Genomic DNA, 17,348 nt, shown 5'->3' with positions numbered 1-17,348 from the left:
GCCGCCCCATGGCTTCCTCCGACAACCCCGTTCCTTCCGACGGCCCTGCTGCCTCCGGGCAGGAAGTCCGTCCTGAGGGCAGTTCACTCCCGGCAGCACGGCTCCGCCGGGCCAGGACCGGGGTGGCGCTGCTGTTCCTGACCAATGGCGCCCTGTTCGCCAACCTCCTGCCGCGGTATCCGGCCATCATGGATGAACTGCGGCTGACCAACGCGCAGTTCGGGCTGGCCGTGGCAGCATTCCCGTTCGGCGCCCTGGTGGCTGGGCTGGCCGCCGCGGTGCTGATCCGCCGGTTCGGGTCAGGCGCTGTTGCCGTGGCGGGCACGGTCCTGACCGGCGCCGGGGTGCTGGCGGCGGGTGTGGCGCCGTCGTGGGCCCTGCTGGCCGGTGCGCTCTTTGCAGCGGGGGCCGCCGACGCCGTCACGGACGTGGCGCAGAATTCGCACGGCCTCCGGGTGCAACGCCTCTACGGCCGGTCCATCCTCAATTCATTCCACGCGGTGTGGAGCATCGGGGCGGTACTGGGCGGCCTCATGGGGGCCGGCGCCATCCTGGCCGGGCTGTCCCGCGGACTCCACCTCGGACTGTCCTGCCTGATGTTCGCTGGGGTGGCACTGGTTGCCCTCCGCCTTCTCCTGCCCGGCCACGACCCCGCAGCTGCTGAGCATGACGGGCGCCGCGCGGCAGCCAAGGCCACCCGGCCCGGGCTGACTGTCTGGGCGGTCCTGGCGGCGCTGGTCCTGATTGCAGTGTCCGGCAGCCTGGTGGAAGATGCCGGCAGCACCTGGTCCGCGGTGTACCTCTCCGGCGCGCTGGGGGCGGCGGCGCCGGTCGCTGCCCTGGGATTCGTGGCGCTGACCGGCGCCCAGTTCGCCGGCAGGCTCATGGGGGACAGGCTCGTGGACCGGTTCGGCCAGCGTGCCGTGGCCCGGGCCGGAGGCCTGGTGGTACTGGCCGGGATGGGCTCCGCGCTGGTGTGGCCGTCCGTTCCCGGGACCATCGCCGGGTTTGCCGCCGCCGGCCTGGGCGTGGCCACGCTGGTCCCCGCGGCCATGCACACCGCGGATGAACTGCCCGGACTGCGGCACGGCACCGGCCTGACGCTCGTCAGTTGGCTGATGCGCCTGGGCTTCCTCTGCTCACCGCCTGTGGTGGGTCTCATCGCCGACGCCACCAGCGTCAGGACCGGACTGCTGGTGGTCCCGCTCGCCGGTGTCCTGGTCCTCGTCCTCGCCGCTGTGCTTCCGGTCCGCCCGGGGCTGCCTCCTGCGCGGAAGCAGCCCCGTGGAACGGATCAGGCCTCCGAAGCCGGCCCGCCGTCGTCGTCCCCTTCCTCCACCTCAAGCAGCAGCGCCGTGCCCTGATAGGCGGGCAGGTCAAGGAAGAAGCTGTGCAGGTCGTCCACCTGGCCCACCGTTTCGCCGCTGAAGAGGTCTCGCACGCTGGCGCCAGGCTGGAGGTGCGTGGACCTGACGCTGCCGGAAATGTCCTGGTCCGAGAAGTTCAGGACCGTGACTTCCAGGGCCCCGCCGGCCACTTCGTTGACCAGAACCAGCAAACCCCGGTGGGAGACGTCCGGAACATCCAGGAGCGTGCCGGTGGCGATGCCGTGCTCCTCACGGACAGCCAGGATGCGCTGGAGCCGGCGGGCAAAGGAGTTTTCGTCGTCGAGCTGTTCCGGCAGTGACCCGTAGAGGCTGCGGGCCCGGGGCATCCCGGCCGAGGAGGTCCTGGCCTCGGGGCTGGTCCCCATGATGTCGTGCGCGCCGCGGTTGATCCAGCGGGTGTCACCCTGCGCGATCAGCTCGTCAACGCTGCCGCGGTCCAGCACAGAAATCCCGGCCAGGTCCCAGCCGGACAGTGCGAACACGCCGGGCTGCAGTGCGTTGTACATGGACAGCAGGATGTGCGCGTCCAGGACCTGGGCCTCCTGCTCCGGGGTCAGCTCCTCCGGGTCCTGGACCCCCAGGCTGGCCATGATGAAGCTGACGGTGGTGCAGGCGATGCCGTTCATGGTGAATACGGAGTTGTAGGGGGCGTTCTCGCCGGTGAGCCTGTCCCGCATGGTCTGCTGGACGTGCTCGGCGATCTGGGCGCCGGTCAGCTCCTGGCCGCCGAGCTCAAAGACGTCGTCACGGTGGCCGGCGGCGAAGTGCATCAGCTCGTAAGTGAGTTCGTCATGGTTCTGCAGCGCGTGGACCAGGGACGCCTGGTCCACGCCGATTTCCATGGAGAGCCGGAGCGTGAGCCGCAGGAACTCGGTATCTCCCATGACCAGGGCAAAGTGGTACGCCGGCCGGGTGATGAAGTCATAGGAGAGGTCCGGCCCGGATTCCGAGGTGGCCTTGATGTCGTCGATGGTGAGGTTGAGCTCCTGGAAGGAGAAGCCGCCCACTTTGCGGATCATGGAGCCGATGAGCTGGTTGGCTGCCTCGGACAGCGGATGCCCCTCGGACCAGCCCGGCTCCTCCTCCGCGCTCTTCTCCACGCCCAGGAAGCCGTTGGCGTCCAGCCGCAGCGCCCCGGTGCCCAGGTCCACCAGCGAGTGCAGGGCGTCGCCCACCACCAGGCGCATGCCCGCGAAGGTGGGGTCCAGCCAGTTGATGGACGGCTGGCCGGCCTTGAAGTAATGCAGGTAGACCCAGCGCCGGGTCTTGCCGGCGGTGTCCACGATGGGGCGGGTGGCGCTCCAGTTGGTTTCCTTGACCCCGGGCTCGTAGAAGATCACCCGCTGCAGCCGGCCGATGATGTAGCCCGCCTTCTGCAGTGCCCGCTCGGCGTCGGGGCTCAGGTTCACCGAGTCCTTGCCTTCCGGGACGTCCGGCAGCAGGTGCCAGTCCTCCTCGGGGATGTCCACCATGTGGTAGATCCCCGGGTAGTCCCGGAAGTTCATCTCGGCCAGGCGGAAGTCCGCACCTTTGCCGGTGTGGCCCGGGACGATGTCGTCGATGATGGTTCCGCCGTGGTCGGCGGCCACCTCGCACATCCGGCGGAATTCGTCCTCGTCACCGAACACGGGGTCGATGCCCATGCTGATCCGGTCGAAGTGGCCGTCCACGCTGGGGGTCTGCATCCAGCCGCTGATGCCGCCTGCCAGTTTCACCGGCCCGGTGTGGATGGCGCGGATGCCGATGTCCCGGAACGCCTCCCACATCTTCTCGTCGCCCAGCGCCGAGAGGAAGGACTGCCCGGGCTTCGTGATGAAGGACAGGGGGTAGGCGGTGAACCAGACAGGGGCGCGTTCGACGGCGGCACGCGGGTTGGGATGCGCATAGGAGTTCTGCCACATGCTGGCCTGGCCGGAGAGCTGCCGGGCGAGCGTGTTGGCGTCGCCGAGCATCGCCTGGTTCCGCAGCCACTCCACGTAGGCGGCGTTGCGCCCGTCGAACTCGAAGGATGGCCGGGTGGCAAGGTACTGGCGGCGCCGGGCGATGGGCCTCAGGGCCTTGGGCCGGGCGGGGTAGAACTGTTCGTCGTAGCTGACCTCCGCGTCGGCCGCGGGCTCGGATGCAGCGGCCGCCTCCCGGGTCTCCTCGCCGTCAAGGGCATCCGCGTCAAAGATCCCCTCGTTGGTGGTCGGTTCGCTCATGGTTCCTCTTTCCGAAGGTTGCTTCCATGGTCCGGAGCGAAGCCCCGGGACACCTTGCGCACGAATTCACCGTACCCCGGGGTGCGGGGGCTATTCGTGGAACCCCCGGCGTTGCGGGAGTAAAGGACTGTCATAACCACCGCTGCGCTGACCGACAACAACTGATCGCCGGCGGACAAGGCAGCCGCCGGCCCCGCTGCCAAGCTGGATCCCAACCACAACTTCCCCGCTCATGACCGTGAGAAGGACCCTATGAGTATTTCCAATTCCGAACCCCGGACCACCGACGCTCCGGCCAAGGATCACTCCACCGCATTGCGCTCCGGGAGCATCGGCGTACTGGGCATCCTGTTCTTCGTCCTGTCCGCCCAGGCGCCCCTGACCGGCATCGTGGGCGCCTCTCCACTGGCCGCGGCCCTCGGCAACGGTGCCGGCGCCCCCGGTGCCTACCTGATCGTGGGCATCGTGATCGTCATTTTCGCCGTGGGATTCGTGGCGATGAGCCGCAGGATCCAGGCCAACGGCGCCTTCTACGCCTACGTGACCGCCGCCTTCGGCCGGAAGACCGGCGCCGGCGCGGCCTGGCTGGCGCTGCTGGCCTACAATACCGTCCAGGCTGCCATGTACGGGCTGTACGGGGCAGCGTTCTCCGGGCTCCTCGCCAATGCCGGACTGGACGTACCGTGGTGGGTGCTGGCGCTGGCCACCATGGCCGGCGTGCAGGTCCTCGGTTCGTTGAACATCGAACTCGGCGCCCGCGTCCTGGCCCTGCTGGTGGGACTCGAGGTGGCCGTGCTGCTGCTCTTCGGCGTCACCGTCCTCTTCAGCGGCGGCGGCCCGGAAGGCATCAGCGTGGCAGCCTCCTTCTCGCCGCAGGCCATCGGTGCCGGCGCCCCCGGAGTGGCCATCATGTTCGCGGTCGCCTCCATGTTCGGCTTCGAATCAACCGCCATCTACTCGGCCGAGGCCAAGGACCCCCACCGCACCGTGGCCAGGGCAACGTACCTGTCCGTCGGCGTCATCTCCATCTTCTTTTCCTTCATCTCCTGGATGCTGGTCAGCTACTACGGACCGTCGAGGGTGATGGACGCCGCCGGCGCGGCACTCGCATCAGGCGATGCCACGTCCTTCGTACTGGGGCCGATGATTGAACTCTTCGGACCGTGGGCGGGTACCGTGGCCGGCATCCTGCTGGTGACATCACTGCTGGCCGGGATCATCGCCTTCCATAACGGCATCAACCGCTACCTGCACTCGCTCGCCCTGCGCGGCTCCATGCCCGCAAAGGTGGCGCGGACCAACCGGCACCGGGCACCCGCTGTTGCCGCCTGGATCCAGACCGCTGCCGCCGTCGTGCTGGTGATGCCGTTCGCTCTCCTGGCCTTGGACCCCGTCCTCACGCTGTTCTCCTGGTTCAGCGGGCTTGCCGTGGCGGCGCTGCTGGTGCTGTACATTCTGTGCTCGGTTGCGGTGGTGGGCTTCTTCCGCCGCGAACCGGCCGGGGCGGGTTTGTGGCAGACGCTCGTGGCACCCTCGCTGGCCGCCGTGCTGCTGGGCTGGGTGCTGTTCCTGGTGCTCAGCAACTTCACCGCCCTGATCGGCGGCAGCGCCGAAACCGCGGCGGCCCTGCTGGCTTCCGTCCCGGTGGTCTTTGCAGCCGGAGTGCTGGTGGAAGCCCGCGTGCAGCGCAGACTGGAGGCTGCGGACGCTGGTACGGCGGGCACGGGCACCGCAGACGCTGGCACCCCAGCCACCGGCACCCCGGGCCTGGGTGCCGCGCGGGAGACGCTCAGCTGACGTTGGCCTGGCCTGCGGCAGGCTCCGGCGGCAAGGATTCGGCCCGGTGCGGAGCAGACGCTTCGCGCCGGGCCAGCAGCCGTGCAGCGGCAAACATTCCCGCCAGCGCCACCGCCGCCGCCCACGCCGTTTCCGGACCGCCGGGCCAGGCGCCGGTGAGTCCCAGGAAAGCCGGGATGGCGGCGGTTGCGGGGCTGGCCAGCACGAGGGCCCAGCCGATGAACGGGTCCAGCCGCTTCCTGCCCAGCGCCAGCGACGCGAACAAGCAGCCCCACAGCACCGCCCAGGCCAGCCACAGGACCGCCAGCAGCGGATCGCCGGCCAGCCAGGCGCCGGCGAGCAGCACGCCCAGCCCGGACACCAGGCCGCAGAACCAGCCCAGCCCCTTCGACCCCAGGGCAAGCAAGGCATCCAGCCCGACATAGGTGTAGGTCAGCCCGAACAGGAACATTCCGGCCGAAGCCGGCAGGGGAGTGGCGCTGCCGGACAGCGACAGGATGGCGAGCAGCAGCTGGACGGCGCCCACTGCCAGGTTCAGGACGCCGGCGTCCCGCCAGGGCAACCGGCCCAGAGTTGCCAGGCCATTAATCAGCAGGGCAGCAGCGGAGAGCAGCAGGCAGATGTGCGGCATGTCAGCCGGCCCCGCAGCTGCAGGCAGGCCTGAGCGCAGTTATCACAGTATGGAATTCCAGAGTCACAATACGGAGATTAGCGCTGCAACTGCCCGATCGCTTAACGGTCTCCAGTCGTAATCGGTTAGGTTGAAATGTAAACCTTTGAGGACGGAGCCGCCTTATGCGTGCCGTCCTGCGTTCGGCCACGGTAAGGAAAATGACATGGATGCACGGCTCGAGGCCATCAGGGATACAGTCCTCGCCAGGAACCCGGGCGAAGCGGAATTCCACCAGGCGGTGGTGGAAGTTTTCGAGAGCCTGGGGCCCGTCCACGACCGGCACCCCGAACTCCTCGAGGCCGCCATCCTGGAGCGGCTCTGCGAACCTGAACGCCAGATCATCTTCCGTGTCCCCTGGACCGACGACGCCGGCCGGGTCCAGATCAACCGCGGCTTCAGGGTGGAGTTCAACTCGGCCCTGGGCCCCTACAAGGGCGGCCTGCGCTTCCACCCTTCTGTCTACCTGGGGATCGTCAAGTTCCTCGGCTTCGAGCAGATTTTCAAGAACGCACTGACCGGCATGCCCATCGGCGGCGGCAAGGGCGGCTCCGACTTCGACCCCCGTGGCCGCAGCGATGCCGAGGTGATGCGCTTCTGCCAGTCCTTCATGACCGAGCTCTACCGGCACATTGGCGAATACACCGACGTTCCGGCCGGGGACATCGGTGTGGGCGGACGCGAAATCGGCTACCTCTTCGGCCAGTACAAGCGCATCACCAACCGGTACGAATCGGGCGTGCTCACCGGCAAGGGCATCTCCTGGGGCGGCTCCCTGGTCCGCCCGGAGGCTACCGGGTTCGGCACGGTCATCTTCACGCAGGAGATGCTGAAAACCCGCGGCACCTCCTTCGACGGCCAGCGCGTGGTGGTCTCCGGATCCGGCAACGTGGCCATCAACGCAATCGCCAAGGCCCAATCGCTCGGCGCCACCGTGGTGGCCTGCTCGGACTCCTCCGGCTACGTCGTGGACGAGGCCGGCGTCGACGTCGGACTTCTCCGCGCGGTCAAGGAAGTGGAGCGCGGCCGCCTGAAGGACTACGCGGAACGCCGCGCGGGAGTCTCCTACGTTGACGGCGGCTCGGTGTGGGACGTGGACGCCACGGTGGCGCTGCCCTGCGCCACCCAGAACGAGCTCGACGGCGGTGCTGCCGCCCGCCTGGTGCGCAACGGACTCCTCGCGGTGGGTGAGGGCGCCAACATGCCCTCCACCCGTGATGCGGTGGCGGTGTTCCAGGACGCCGGGGTCCTCTTTGGACCCGGCAAGGCCGCCAACGCAGGCGGCGTCGCCACCTCCGCCCTGGAAATGCAGCAGAACGCCAGCCGTGACTCGTGGTCCTTCGAGCACACCGAAGAGCGGCTCACGGAGATCATGGTGGGCATCCATGACCGGTGTGCCGCCACCGCCGACGAGTACGGCGAGCCGGGCAACTATGTCCTCGGCGCCAACATCGGCGGGTTCGTCAAAGTGGCCGACGCCATGCTGGCGCAGGGCCTGATCTAAAAGCCTGATCCAAGGTCCTGGTCCCAGGGCGCGTCCCCCGGGGCCGTTGCCCGTCTACCCGGCGCGGCGCCAGTCGGACGGCGGGACGCCGAAGGCGTCGCGGAAGGTGCGGCTGAAGTGCGCCGCGTCGAGGAAACCCCACCGGGCCGCCACCGCACCCACCGGCAGGCCGGCGTGCAGCGGGTCCCGGAGGTCGCGGCGCGCGCCGTCCAGCCGCTGGGACCGGATAAAGCCGGCCACCGTGGTCCCTGATTCATGGAACAGGTTGTGCAGGTGCCGGGTGGAGATGAAGTGGGCCGCGGCAATGCTGGCGGGGGACAGGCCGGGATCGGACAGGTTGGCCTCGATGTACTCGCGCACCGAGACGGCCAGCAGGGCCTGCGGCTTCATCCGGTCCGGGCTGATGTCCATCTCGGCGTGCAGCATGGTGGACACCAGGTCCAGCGCGTTGGCGGCCAGCCGGGAACCGCTGGGGCCGTTCAGGACGTCCAGGTTTCCGGCCAGCTGCCGGATGAACTGGCCCACGATGCCGCTCAGCCCAGCATCGCCCGCCATCCGGACGGCGGCGAGCTGGCCCACGTAGTCCGTGGGCAGGGCCAGGGCGTCGCAGGGAAACATGACCACCATGATCCGGGCCTGTTCCTCGAAAGCGAGGGTGTACGGCCGGTTGGTGTCATAGATGGCAAGGTCGCCGGGGCGGAGCACGGCTTCCCGGTTGTCCTGGATGAGGAGGCCGGTGCCTTCCAGCTGCAGGTTGAGCTTGAAGTACCGCTCCTGGGCCCGGGCTATGAGGGCTGGGGTGCGGTGCACCTCGTGGGATGTCGCCGTGACCTCCACGATGGACATCCGGTCGACCACACGGGAGCGCAGGCGGCCACGGAAGCCGTCCACGTCGGACGTCTGCGCGGCCAGGGGCACGAACGATTCCGCCACCAGGTGCTTCCAATGGTCGAAGGAAGCCGCGGTGTCCGTGGTGAGGCGTTGGCCTGCCGGGGCGGCGGCCCGGACGGTTGCTGGCATGGATGCTCCTGACGAGTGGTCATTGGACGATCCCCCGGAACTGTGTGCTGGAACACAGTGCTAACAGATTAGGGGCGGCGGAATCTTTTTTCAACAGTTGGCGAAAAAAGATTTGCAGGCAACTCCCTGCCATCTCCCGGCAGCGGACCTCCCTGCAGCAGATGCGGCATGGCATGATCGGGCCATGGAAAGCAGGGGCGATTCGTCCGGAACTGCGCGGGATTTCAACTCCCGCTCGCACCACTCCAGCCTGCGGCTGCTGGTGATGCTCGCCGTCGGCCTTTTCACGGCGCTGGTGCTGGTCAACGCCTCCGGGGCGGAGGGGTACTCCAAGGACGCCATCGTGGCCATGGCCCTGGGCAGCATTGCCCTGTCGTGGTTCCTGGTCCACACGCTCTTCACCCTGCGGTACGCCTCGCTCTACTACCGCGACCGCGGCGGCATCGACTTCAACGAGGAGGGTCCGCCGCGGTACCGGGACTTCGCCTACCTGGCCTTTACCGTCGGTATGACGTTCCAGGTGTCGGACACCGACCTGAAGACCCGGGACATCCGGGGAACCGTCCTGCGGCAGGCGCTGCTGTCCTACCTGCTGGGGACCATCGTGCTGGCCACCACCATCAACCTTGTGTCGGGCCTGATCCGGTAGCCGGACATGCGGAAGGGGTGCAGCCCCGCGGGGGCTGCACCCCTTCATCCAAAGGCAAACCGGCGTCCGGTTAGTCCTTCTTGAAGGCGTCCTTGACCTTTTCGCCGGCCTGCTTGAGGTCAGCCTTGGCCTGGTCCGTCTTGCCTTCGGCCTTCAGGTTTTCATCGCCCGAGGCGTGGCCGGCAGCTTCCTTGCCCTTGCCGCCAAGCTTTTCCGCGGCGTTGTCAATCTTGTCGTCCAAACCCATGAGCTGCTCCTTGCGTTCGTACCCGCTCCGGGATGTCCCGGAACCTGACCTTCCAATACTAAGCATGCTTTTGGTTCAGGTGGCCTTTTCCCGGCGTCTTTTGTGCGAACTCCCAGCTTTCCTGCCCGGCTGGCGTCAGTTCCGGAGCAGCTCCAGGTATCCTTCCAGCTGGGCGGCGTGGCCAAAGTCCTGCGCGCCGTCGGGGGCCAGGGCGGCCTCGATCTGCGCGCCCAGCAGCATGTTCAGGAGCTGCCGGGCCAGGAGGGAATCGTCGACGGCGGTCCGCACGTCTCCGGCGTCCCGCGCCTCCGCCAGGCAGCGCCGCAGCCCGGCCACCCATTCCTCCATGGACTGCCGGTGGATGTCCGCCTTCCGGGGATCGTTTACGGCCTTCTGCCAGAACGGGATGACGATCCGCGCTTCATTGACCCGCTCCTCATCCAGCGGCAGGACTTCAAGGCAGAAGGCCCTCAGGGCGTCCAGCCCCGCCTTGCCCGCGGTAACCTCGGCGATCCGCCGGTTGGTGCGGTTGAAGACGTGGCTGAAGGCGAATTCCAGGAGGGTGTCTTTGGTGGGGAAGTAGGGCTTCAGGGCGCCATTGGCAAAGCCGGCCTCCAGGGCGATTTCCCGCATGGTGGCGCCTTCGAGGCCCTGCCGGGCGATGATCCGCCAGGTGGCGTCCACCAGTTCAAGGCGGCGCTCGTCATGGTCAACAATCTTCGGCACCGCTGGCAACTCCCCCGGAAATTTTTTGGCCCTGACTCTTGTGAGCCATGTTACGGACGTTTATTCTCTACAACTATAGAAAATAAACCCAGTGGCCGGTTGACGGTCCTTTCGAAGGTTTTCCCATGACACTTACTTCCACCGATACTGCGTCCGCCTCCGTAGCGGCCTACGGACTGGCAACGGCGCCGGAAATCCTGGACGTACGGTCCATCCTGCAAGCCGAAGGCCTGTTCGGCCCGCGGCACCGGATCGCCTACCTGGGCCTGCTGGACCCGGCGCGCGGCGGCCACCCCGCTGCTCAGGCAGGAGCCGCGGACCGGCGCTTCCGCGCATTCATCCACGACGTCTCCGGGGCTGCCCCGCGGGACGTCGTCGTCTCCCTGACGCGCCGGACGGTGGAATCCGCCGTCGAACTCGACACCGCGGTGACCGGCGAATTGCCGGTCCTCGAGGAGGAGTTCGAGGTGGTGGAATCCCTGCTGGCCACGGACGAACGCTGGCTCAAGGCGCTCGCCGGCCGCGGGCTCGACGTCGAAAAGGTCCGCGTCGCCCCGCTGTCCGCCGGCGTGTTCGAATACCCGGAGGAAAAGGGCCGCCGCATCCTCCGCGGACTGGCGTTCGTCCAGGATTTCCCGGAGGACAGCGCCTGGGCGCACCCGGTGGACGGCCTGGTGGCCTACGTGGATGTGGTCAGCAAGGAAGTCACCCAGGTGATCGACCTCGGCGCAATGCCCATCCCCGCCGAGCACGGCAACTACACCGATCCGGAGCTGACCGGCCCCATCCGCGACACCCAAAAGCCCATCAGCATCACCCAGCCGGAAGGCCCCAGCTTCACCGTCACCGGCGGCAACCACGTGGAATGGGAAAAGTGGAGCGTGGACGTTGGCTTCGATGTCCGTGAAGGCGTGGTCCTGCACAACCTCGCCTTCCAGGACGGCGGCCGGAAGCGGCCCATCATCAACCGCGCGTCCATCGCCGAAATGGTGGTCCCGTACGGCGACCCGTCGCCCATCAGGTCCTGGCAGAACTACTTCGACACCGGCGAATACCTGGTGGGCCAGTATGCCAACTCCCTCGAACTGGGCTGCGACTGCCTGGGCGAGATCACCTACCTCAGCCCCGTCATCTCCGACCCGTTCGGCAACCCGCGCGAAATCCGCAACGGCATCTGCATGCACGAGGAGGACTGGAGCATCCTCTCCAAGCACTCCGACCTGTGGAGCGGCGTCACCTACACCCGCCGCAACCGCCGCCTGGTGATCTCCTTCTTCACCACCATCGGCAACTACGACTACGGCTTTTACTGGTACCTCTACCTGGACGGCACCATCGAATTCGAGGCCAAGGCCACGGGCATCGTGTTCACTTCCGCGTTCCCCGAGGGCGGCTCGGACAACATCTCCCAGCTGGCCCCCGGCCTGGGCGCACCCTTCCACCAGCACCTCTTCAGCGCGCGGCTGGACATGGCCGTGGACGGGTTCACCAACCGCGTGGAGGAAGAGGACGTGGTCCGCCAGCCCATGGGCCCCGGCAACGAACGGGGCAACGCCTTCACCCGAAAGCGCACCCTGCTGGCCCGGGAATCCGACGGCGTCCGGGAGGCCGACGCCCGGGCGGGCCGCACCTGGATCATCTCCAACCCGGAATCCCGCAACCGGCTGGGCGAGCCCGTGGGCTACAAGCTCCACTCCCACAACCAGCCCACCCTGATGGCGGACCCGGGCTCATCGATTGCCCGGCGCGCAGCGTTCGCCACCAAGGACCTGTGGGTCACCCGGCACGCCGATAACGAGCGCTACCCCACCGGCGACTTCGTGAACCAGCACTCCGGCGGCGCCGGGTTGCCCGCCTATGTGGCGCAGGACCGGGACATCGATGGCCAGGACATCGTCGTCTGGCACACCTTCGGCCTCACGCACTTTCCGCGGGTGGAGGACTGGCCCATCATGCCTGTGGACACGGTGGGCTTCAAACTGCGCCCTGAAGGCTTCTTCGACCGCAGCCCGGGCCTGGACGTCCCCGCCAACCCGAACCGGCAGGAATCCTCATGCCACACTGAGGGTGGCAGCGGTGGCTGCCACTAGCCTCGTCCCCGCACGAGCCACTGCCGCACCGGCGGCGGAGCGTACGACGGCGGCGGGCCGGGTCCGTGCCCGGCGGCCCGTCCTGCACGCCCGGCTGCTGGCCGTGGTCACCGCGGTCTCCTGCGCGGCACACCTGTGGCTGGCGGCCGCGGGCCACCACGGCCCGTGGCTGGGGATCCTGATGGTGGCGCTCGCCGCCGTCTGCGTTCCCTGCACTGTCCATATCTGGCGGCACAGCGCGGGACCTGCCCGGGGCGCCCGCGCGCTGCACCAGGTCACGGCCTCGGCGCTGGTGATGGTGGCCGTGCACGCCGCCCTCCTGCTGTCCGGCATGGGCGGCGGCGGTGCGGGGCACGCCCACGGCGGGGCGGCGGCGTCGTCCGCTGCGGCTAACTCCGGTGCGGGAACGGAAGCCGCAGCCCAACTGCTGCTCGTCATCGGACTGGAACTGGCCACGGCGCTGCTGGCGGCCACGCTCGTGGCCAGGCTCCGTGCCGCCCGGCTCTGTACCGTGCGCCGGCCTGACTGAGCAACCAGCCCAACTAGGTAGCGCTAACTGCCGTTTTGGAGGCTCAGAACGGCACTTAGCGCTACCTAGTTGGGATGGGAACGGGGGGAGTGGGGCCACGGGCAGGTTCCGGGCCGGTCAGGATTTCAGCCGCTACTTTTCGTCCGGGCCAAGGTCAGGGGCTGCCACGAAGCGGACCGTCCGGGTGGCGCTGCCCTGCAGTTCCAGGATGGCCAGTTCGTTGGCGCCCGCGCGGATCAGCGGGCCGGGCACGTACAGCGTCCGCTGCGGGCCGCGGCTCCAGTACCGGCCCAGGTTGAAGCCGTTGACGAACGCGTTGCCCTTGGTCCAGCCGTCCAGCCGGAGATACCTGTCGCCGGGGCCGTCGGCCTCGAACGAACCGAACGAAACCGAGGGCCCGGCAACACCGCCCCGGCCCGAACTGCCGGCCGGAAGCTCCACGGCTGATGCCCGAAACGGGTCCAGCGACGAGAGGTCCACGGCGCGGACGCTCCACTCCTCCAGTTCAGTGCCGTCGAGCAGCGCCGGCCCAACAAGGCCTTTCGCCTCGCCGATCCGCGGCCCGTAGTTCACCCGGCCCTGGTCCTCCACCAGGACCTGGAGGAGTCCGCCGCGGGGGAGGACGATGCTGCCCTCGCCGTGCTCACGGCCCAGGGTGCCCACGGGGGCGCCGTCCAGGAAGAACTGTGCCCGGTCGCGGACCTCGCCGAAGCTGAGGACACCGCCGCCGCGGAGCCGCCGCTCATAGAGGAAGAAGCCGCTGTACTGCCCGGTGGCCTCAGCCGGCGGCACCGGACCGGGAACCGCTACGGCAGGGAACGTGGAGGTAACGTCCAGCAGCGGGGCGCCCGCAGCGACGGACACCACGGACTCCGGGGCGGGGGACCGCCGCGCAGGGGTTTCCGGCGGCACGGGAAAATGCCGGGCAATAACGTCGCGGAACGCGAAGTACTTGTCCGTGGGGTGGCCGTCCTCGGTCAGCGGGGCGTCGTAGTCGTAGGAGGTGATGGTGGGTTCGTAGATGCCCTTGTCATTGGCGCCGTTGGTGAACCCGAAATTCGTGCCGCCGTGGAACATGTAGATGTTCACGGACGCCCCGGCGGAGAGCAGCACGTCGAGCTCCGCCGCGGACGCTGCGGCGTCGGTGGTGTGGTGGTGGGTGCCCCAGTTGTCGAACCAGCCGTTCCAGAATTCCGCGCACATCAGCGGACCGTCCGGCTGCCGTTCCCGCAGGAATTCCAGCCGCTCGCCGGCCCGGGACCCGAACGTGCCGGTCTTGTGCAGCCCTGGCAGCGAGCCGTCCTCGATCATGGTCCCGAACGGCTGGTCGCAGGTGAACAGGGGCACATCGATCCCCGCGCGCTTCGCCGTGTCCACCAGGTGCTGCAGGTAGTCCTTGTCCGAGCCGTAGGCGCCGTATTCGTTCTCGACCTGGAACAGGATCACCGGCCCGCCCCGGGTGACTTGCCGCTCCACCACGATGGGCAGCAGCCGGTCCATGAACCCGTCCACGGCCGCCAGGTAGCCGGGTTCGCTGCTCCGGACACCCACCGACGGGTCCGTGAACAGCCACGCCGGCAGCCCGCCGTTGTCCCATTCCGCACAAATGTAGGGGCCGGGCCGGACGATGGCCTGCATCCCCTCGGCGGCCACCAGGTCCAGGAAGCGGCCCAGGTCCAGCGCGCCGTCCGTCCGGAAGGTGTCCGGGGCGGGGGAATGGGCGTTCCACGGCACGTAGGTCTCAATGGTGTTCAGGCCCATCTGCCGTGCCTTCCGGATGCGGTCCGTCCACAGGTCCGGGTGCACCCGGAAGTAGTGGATGGCACCGGAGAGGATGCGGAACGGCTGGCCGTCCAGGAGGAAGTCGCGGCTGCCGATGGCGAAGGTGTGCACGGAAGGATCCAAATCAGTCAGGCGTCGCGGAGAACGGTGGAGAAGGCGTAGGAGGCGTTGCTCCACACCACGAACAGCAGCGGCGCCGGAGCCAGCGCCACGCCCAGGACCGGCTGCAGCACAGCCGCGGAGGCGATGATCCCCAGCAGCACCAGCATGGCCAGGCTCAGGTACCAGCGCTGGACGGCAAGGTAGAGCGAGGCCTTCAGCACGCTTCGCAGCCGCGCCGCCGGAAGGAGCACGACGCCGGCACTCGCCGTCACGGCGACGCTCACCGCGGCGGCTGTGGCCACCACGATCAGGGGCACCAGCACCCCGGCCCCGGGCATCGACTGGACGATTACGAGGTCCACGCCGAGGAACAGCAGCACCGCGACGGCGGCCAGCCCCAGCGGGGCCGTCCGGCGGAAGCCGTTCCGGTACCCCCGCAGGAAGGAGGCAACGGGCCTGACCGCGGCGCCGTCGTCGTGCAGGGCCTGGAAGGCGGCGAAGAGGCCGGCGAGCGACGGAGGGATGGTGACGGACAATGCCAGGAAGAACGGCCAGGCAGCGGCGGGGTCCGCGACCAGGGCCAGGCACAGCACCAGCGGAGCGTTGGCCAATGCCATCAGCACGTTCCCGGCCAGGAAGGTGTAGACGAAGCCGAAGATGCCGCCAAACGTTTCAAAACCGGGGGAGGGGATGCGCCCGGCCAGGCCGCGCCGGTTTGCCTGCGCCGGACGCTGCGTTGTGCCTTGGGTGGGGTGCTGTGCCACTGACGTCATCCTTTCATGCCGCTCGTGGCGATGCCCTGGATGAAGTACCGCTGGCCGATCAGGAAGATCACCAGGATGGGGATCACCGAGATCACGGAACCGGTCATGATCATGGCGTACTCGGCGTCGAACTGGCCCACGAAGGAGCGCAGGCCCAGTTGCACTGTCCAGAGCCGGTTGGACGTGAGGTAGATAAACGGGCCCATGTAGTCGTTCCAGGTGTTCACGAACGTCAGCAGCGCCAGGCTGGCCAGGGCGGGCTTGGACAGCGGCAGGATGACGCGGGCCCAGATGCCGTACTCGCTGAGGCCGTCGATCCGGGCCGCCTCGCAGAGTTCGTCCGGGATGGTCATGTAGTACTGGCGCATCAGGAACACGCCGAACGCACCAAAGGCCTGCAGCAGGATCAGGGCGTTGAAGCTGTTGGTCAGGCCCAGGTTCTGCATCATGATGTACTGCGGCACCATGTAGGCCTGCCACGGCACGGCGATGGTGCCGATGTACGCCAGGAACAGCACATCCCGGCCGGGGAAGCGGACCTTGGAGAATCCGTAGGCGGCCAGCGACCCGGTGAGGACCTGCAGGCAGGTGATGATCACGGCCAGGTACAGCGAGTTCTGCAGGTAGCCCATCATGGGGATGCGGGTCCAGATGTCCGTGTAGTTGCTCCACACGAACTCGGTGGGAATCCACTGGATGGGCACCGTGAGGACCTGGTTGTTCTCCTTCAGCGAGGAGGACACCATCCAGATGAACGGGACCATCAGCCCCACCACCAGCACGGCAAGGACGGCGTAGATGACGACGTCCGCGGTCCGCTTCTTCCGTTCCCGGGTGGAGCGCCCGCGAGGCGTACGGCGGCGTTCTTCCGCGGCCGGTGCACGGTCCGGGAGGCGGGCCGCATCCTTGGAAAGGGAGGCCTTGAGGTCTTCTGCCATGTGGGTCATCAGCGTTCCCTCCGCTGCTGGATCTTGAACTGGAGCACGGTGACCGTCAGCACGATGAGGAAGAGCACCAGGGAGATGGCGGACGAGTAGCCGAACTTCCCTTCGCCGATGCCCTCCTGGTAGATCAGCTGCGAGAGCACGGTGGTGGACCGTCCCGGGCCGCCGTTGGTCATGACGACGATCAGGTCGAACACCTTGAAGCTGGAGACGGTCAGCATGACCACCACGAAGAACGTGGTGGGCCGCAGCGACGGGATGGTGACGTTCCAGAACCGCTGCCAGGCGCTGGCACCGTCCACCTCCGCGGCCTCGTAAAGCTCGGTGGGGATGGCCTGCAGCCCGGCCAGGTAGAGGACCATGTAGTAGCCCATGTCCCGCCAGACGCTGGTGATGATGACGGCGGGCAGGGCCCAGTCCGAGCTGGAGGTCCAGCCCGGGGCATTGGCGATGCCCACGGCGTGCAGGAACTGGTTGATGGGGCCGTTGTCCGGGCTGAACAGCATGTTCCAGACCACGGCCACCGCCACCAGGGAGGTGATGTACGGAAAGAAGATGGCCACCCGGAAGAAGCCGATGCCCTTGAGCTTGCGGTTCAGGAGCATCGCCAGCAGCAGGGCCAGGGCCATGGTGAGCGGGACGTGGCCGATAGCGTAGACCACGGTGTTCCGCAGCGCCACCCAGAACGAGTCGCTGCCCAGCATGCGTTGGAAGTTGGCCAGTCCCACCCATTTGGGGGCGGTGAAGGAGGTCCACTCCATGAAGGAGAGGGCGAACGCTGCCAGCACCGGGATGAGCGTGAAGGCGAGGAAGCCCAGGAAGTTCGGCAGGATGAACGTCCAGCCGATCAGGGTGTTGCGCCTGGCCTGCTTCCGGTTGCCCCGGCCCGGGGCCGGGGCAACCGTCGAAGGAAGTGTTTCAGTGGTCATGGCTGC

At 67.9% G+C, this 17,348-nt stretch carries 15 protein-coding genes; 6 read left to right on the top strand and 9 right to left on the bottom strand.

Annotated features, from left to right (window positions below; all coding sequences use genetic code 11):
* Positions 1-8: 8 nt before the first annotated feature.
* Complete coding sequence (locus AS031_RS09750; protein ID WP_082641985.1) at positions 9-1,364, top strand: MFS transporter; 1,356 nt, start codon at positions 9-11, stop codon at positions 1,362-1,364.
* Here AS031_RS09750 and treS read toward each other — a convergent pair.
* Positions 1,295-3,589, bottom strand: coding sequence for a maltose alpha-D-glucosyltransferase (gene treS / locus AS031_RS09745; protein ID WP_058267936.1), 2,295 nt, complete (start codon positions 3,587-3,589; stop codon positions 1,295-1,297). The genes AS031_RS09750 and treS overlap by 70 nt on opposite strands.
* A gap of 252 nt (positions 3,590-3,841) precedes the next feature.
* On the opposite strand from treS, the gene AS031_RS09740 reads away from it, so the two are divergent.
* Complete coding sequence (locus AS031_RS09740; protein WP_228379607.1) at positions 3,842-5,386, top strand: APC family permease; 1,545 nt, start codon at positions 3,842-3,844, stop codon at positions 5,384-5,386.
* Here AS031_RS09740 and AS031_RS09735 read toward each other — a convergent pair.
* On the bottom strand, positions 5,379-6,017 hold the full coding sequence (locus AS031_RS09735; RefSeq protein WP_058267935.1) for an AmiS/UreI family transporter: 639 nt from the start codon (positions 6,015-6,017) through the stop codon (positions 5,379-5,381). The two genes, AS031_RS09740 and AS031_RS09735, sit on opposite strands and share 8 nt — an antisense overlap.
* A gap of 205 nt (positions 6,018-6,222) precedes the next feature.
* On the opposite strand from AS031_RS09735, the gene gdhA reads away from it, so the two are divergent.
* Positions 6,223-7,560, top strand: coding sequence for an NADP-specific glutamate dehydrogenase (gene gdhA, locus AS031_RS09730; protein WP_058267934.1), 1,338 nt, complete (start codon positions 6,223-6,225; stop codon positions 7,558-7,560).
* Positions 7,561-7,614: 54 nt separating this feature from the next.
* Here the strand turns inward: gdhA and AS031_RS09725 are convergent, their stop codons facing one another.
* Entirely contained in the window at positions 7,615-8,580 is a 966-nt protein-coding gene (locus AS031_RS09725) for an AraC-like ligand-binding domain-containing protein (RefSeq protein WP_058267933.1), read from the bottom strand.
* A gap of 184 nt (positions 8,581-8,764) precedes the next feature.
* Between AS031_RS09725 and AS031_RS09720 the strand changes: the two genes are divergently transcribed.
* Positions 8,765-9,229, top strand: a complete 465-nt coding sequence (locus tag AS031_RS09720; RefSeq protein ID WP_058267932.1) for a DUF1345 domain-containing protein — start codon at positions 8,765-8,767, stop codon at positions 9,227-9,229.
* A gap of 70 nt (positions 9,230-9,299) precedes the next feature.
* On the opposite strand, the gene AS031_RS09715 is transcribed toward AS031_RS09720, so the two are convergent.
* On the bottom strand, positions 9,300-9,476 hold the full coding sequence (locus AS031_RS09715) for a CsbD family protein (RefSeq protein WP_058267931.1): 177 nt from the start codon (positions 9,474-9,476) through the stop codon (positions 9,300-9,302).
* 135 nt (positions 9,477-9,611) lie between these two features.
* Positions 9,612-10,202 (bottom strand): TetR/AcrR family transcriptional regulator, encoded by a 591-nt coding sequence (locus AS031_RS09710; RefSeq protein WP_058267930.1) that lies wholly within the window; start codon positions 10,200-10,202, stop codon positions 9,612-9,614.
* Between the two features lie 125 nt (positions 10,203-10,327).
* Here AS031_RS09710 and AS031_RS09705 point away from each other — a divergent pair, with 125 nt between their 5' ends.
* On the top strand, positions 10,328-12,292 hold the full coding sequence (locus AS031_RS09705; protein WP_058267929.1) for a primary-amine oxidase: 1,965 nt from the start codon (positions 10,328-10,330) through the stop codon (positions 12,290-12,292).
* Complete coding sequence (locus tag AS031_RS09700; protein WP_058268083.1) at positions 12,279-12,821, top strand: hypothetical protein; 543 nt, start codon at positions 12,279-12,281, stop codon at positions 12,819-12,821. Before AS031_RS09705 ends, AS031_RS09700 begins: the two co-directional genes overlap by 14 nt.
* A gap of 132 nt (positions 12,822-12,953) precedes the next feature.
* Here the strand turns inward: AS031_RS09700 and AS031_RS09695 are convergent, their stop codons facing one another.
* The 4 genes from AS031_RS09695 to AS031_RS09680 are packed head-to-tail and all read right to left on the bottom strand — an operon-like array spanning position 12,954 to position 17,342.
* Positions 12,954-14,714, bottom strand: coding sequence for a glycoside hydrolase family 35 protein (locus AS031_RS09695; RefSeq protein WP_058267928.1), 1,761 nt, complete (start codon positions 14,712-14,714; stop codon positions 12,954-12,956).
* Positions 14,715-14,731: 17 nt separating this feature from the next.
* Entirely contained in the window at positions 14,732-15,478 is a 747-nt protein-coding gene (locus AS031_RS09690; protein ID WP_058267927.1) for a DUF624 domain-containing protein, read from the bottom strand.
* Positions 15,475-16,416, bottom strand: coding sequence for a carbohydrate ABC transporter permease (locus AS031_RS09685; RefSeq protein ID WP_058267926.1), 942 nt, complete (start codon positions 16,414-16,416; stop codon positions 15,475-15,477). The genes AS031_RS09690 and AS031_RS09685 overlap by 4 nt, the downstream gene beginning before the upstream one ends.
* Positions 16,416-17,342 carry a carbohydrate ABC transporter permease gene (locus AS031_RS09680; protein WP_058267925.1) on the bottom strand — a complete coding sequence of 309 codons (927 nt, stop codon included), beginning with the start codon at positions 17,340-17,342 and terminating at the stop codon, positions 16,416-16,418. Before AS031_RS09680 ends, AS031_RS09685 begins: the two co-directional genes overlap by 1 nt.
* Positions 17,343-17,348 lie beyond the last annotated feature (6 nt).

This window comes from Pseudarthrobacter enclensis (genome assembly GCF_001457025.1).
Lineage (GTDB): Bacteria > Actinomycetota > Actinomycetes > Actinomycetales > Micrococcaceae > Arthrobacter > Arthrobacter enclensis.
This window is presented reverse-complemented; position numbering and strand designations above follow the sequence as displayed.

Bases quoted from the DNA above. Each gene is read 5' to 3' on its own strand.
- AS031_RS09750 (WP_082641985.1), top strand. From the start codon at position 9: ATGGCTTCCTCCGACAACCCCGTTCCTTCCGACGGCCCTGCTGCCTCC.
- treS (WP_058267936.1), bottom strand. From the start codon at position 3,589: ATGAGCGAACCGACCACCAACGAGGGGATCTTTGACGCGGATGCCCTT.
- AS031_RS09740 (WP_228379607.1), top strand. From the start codon at position 3,842: ATGAGTATTTCCAATTCCGAACCCCGGACCACCGACGCTCCGGCCAAG.
- AS031_RS09735 (WP_058267935.1), bottom strand. From the start codon at position 6,017: ATGCCGCACATCTGCCTGCTGCTCTCCGCTGCTGCCCTGCTGATTAAT.
- gdhA (WP_058267934.1), top strand. From the start codon at position 6,223: ATGGATGCACGGCTCGAGGCCATCAGGGATACAGTCCTCGCCAGGAAC.
- AS031_RS09725 (WP_058267933.1), bottom strand. From the start codon at position 8,580: ATGCCAGCAACCGTCCGGGCCGCCGCCCCGGCAGGCCAACGCCTCACC.
- AS031_RS09720 (WP_058267932.1), top strand. From the start codon at position 8,765: ATGGAAAGCAGGGGCGATTCGTCCGGAACTGCGCGGGATTTCAACTCC.
- AS031_RS09715 (WP_058267931.1), bottom strand. From the start codon at position 9,476: ATGGGTTTGGACGACAAGATTGACAACGCCGCGGAAAAGCTTGGCGGC.
- AS031_RS09705 (WP_058267929.1), top strand. From the start codon at position 10,328: ATGACACTTACTTCCACCGATACTGCGTCCGCCTCCGTAGCGGCCTAC.
- AS031_RS09690 (WP_058267927.1), bottom strand. From the start codon at position 15,478: ATGACGTCAGTGGCACAGCACCCCACCCAAGGCACAACGCAGCGTCCG.
- AS031_RS09685 (WP_058267926.1), bottom strand. From the start codon at position 16,416: ATGACCCACATGGCAGAAGACCTCAAGGCCTCCCTTTCCAAGGATGCG.
- AS031_RS09680 (WP_058267925.1), bottom strand. From the start codon at position 17,342: ATGACCACTGAAACACTTCCTTCGACGGTTGCCCCGGCCCCGGGCCGG.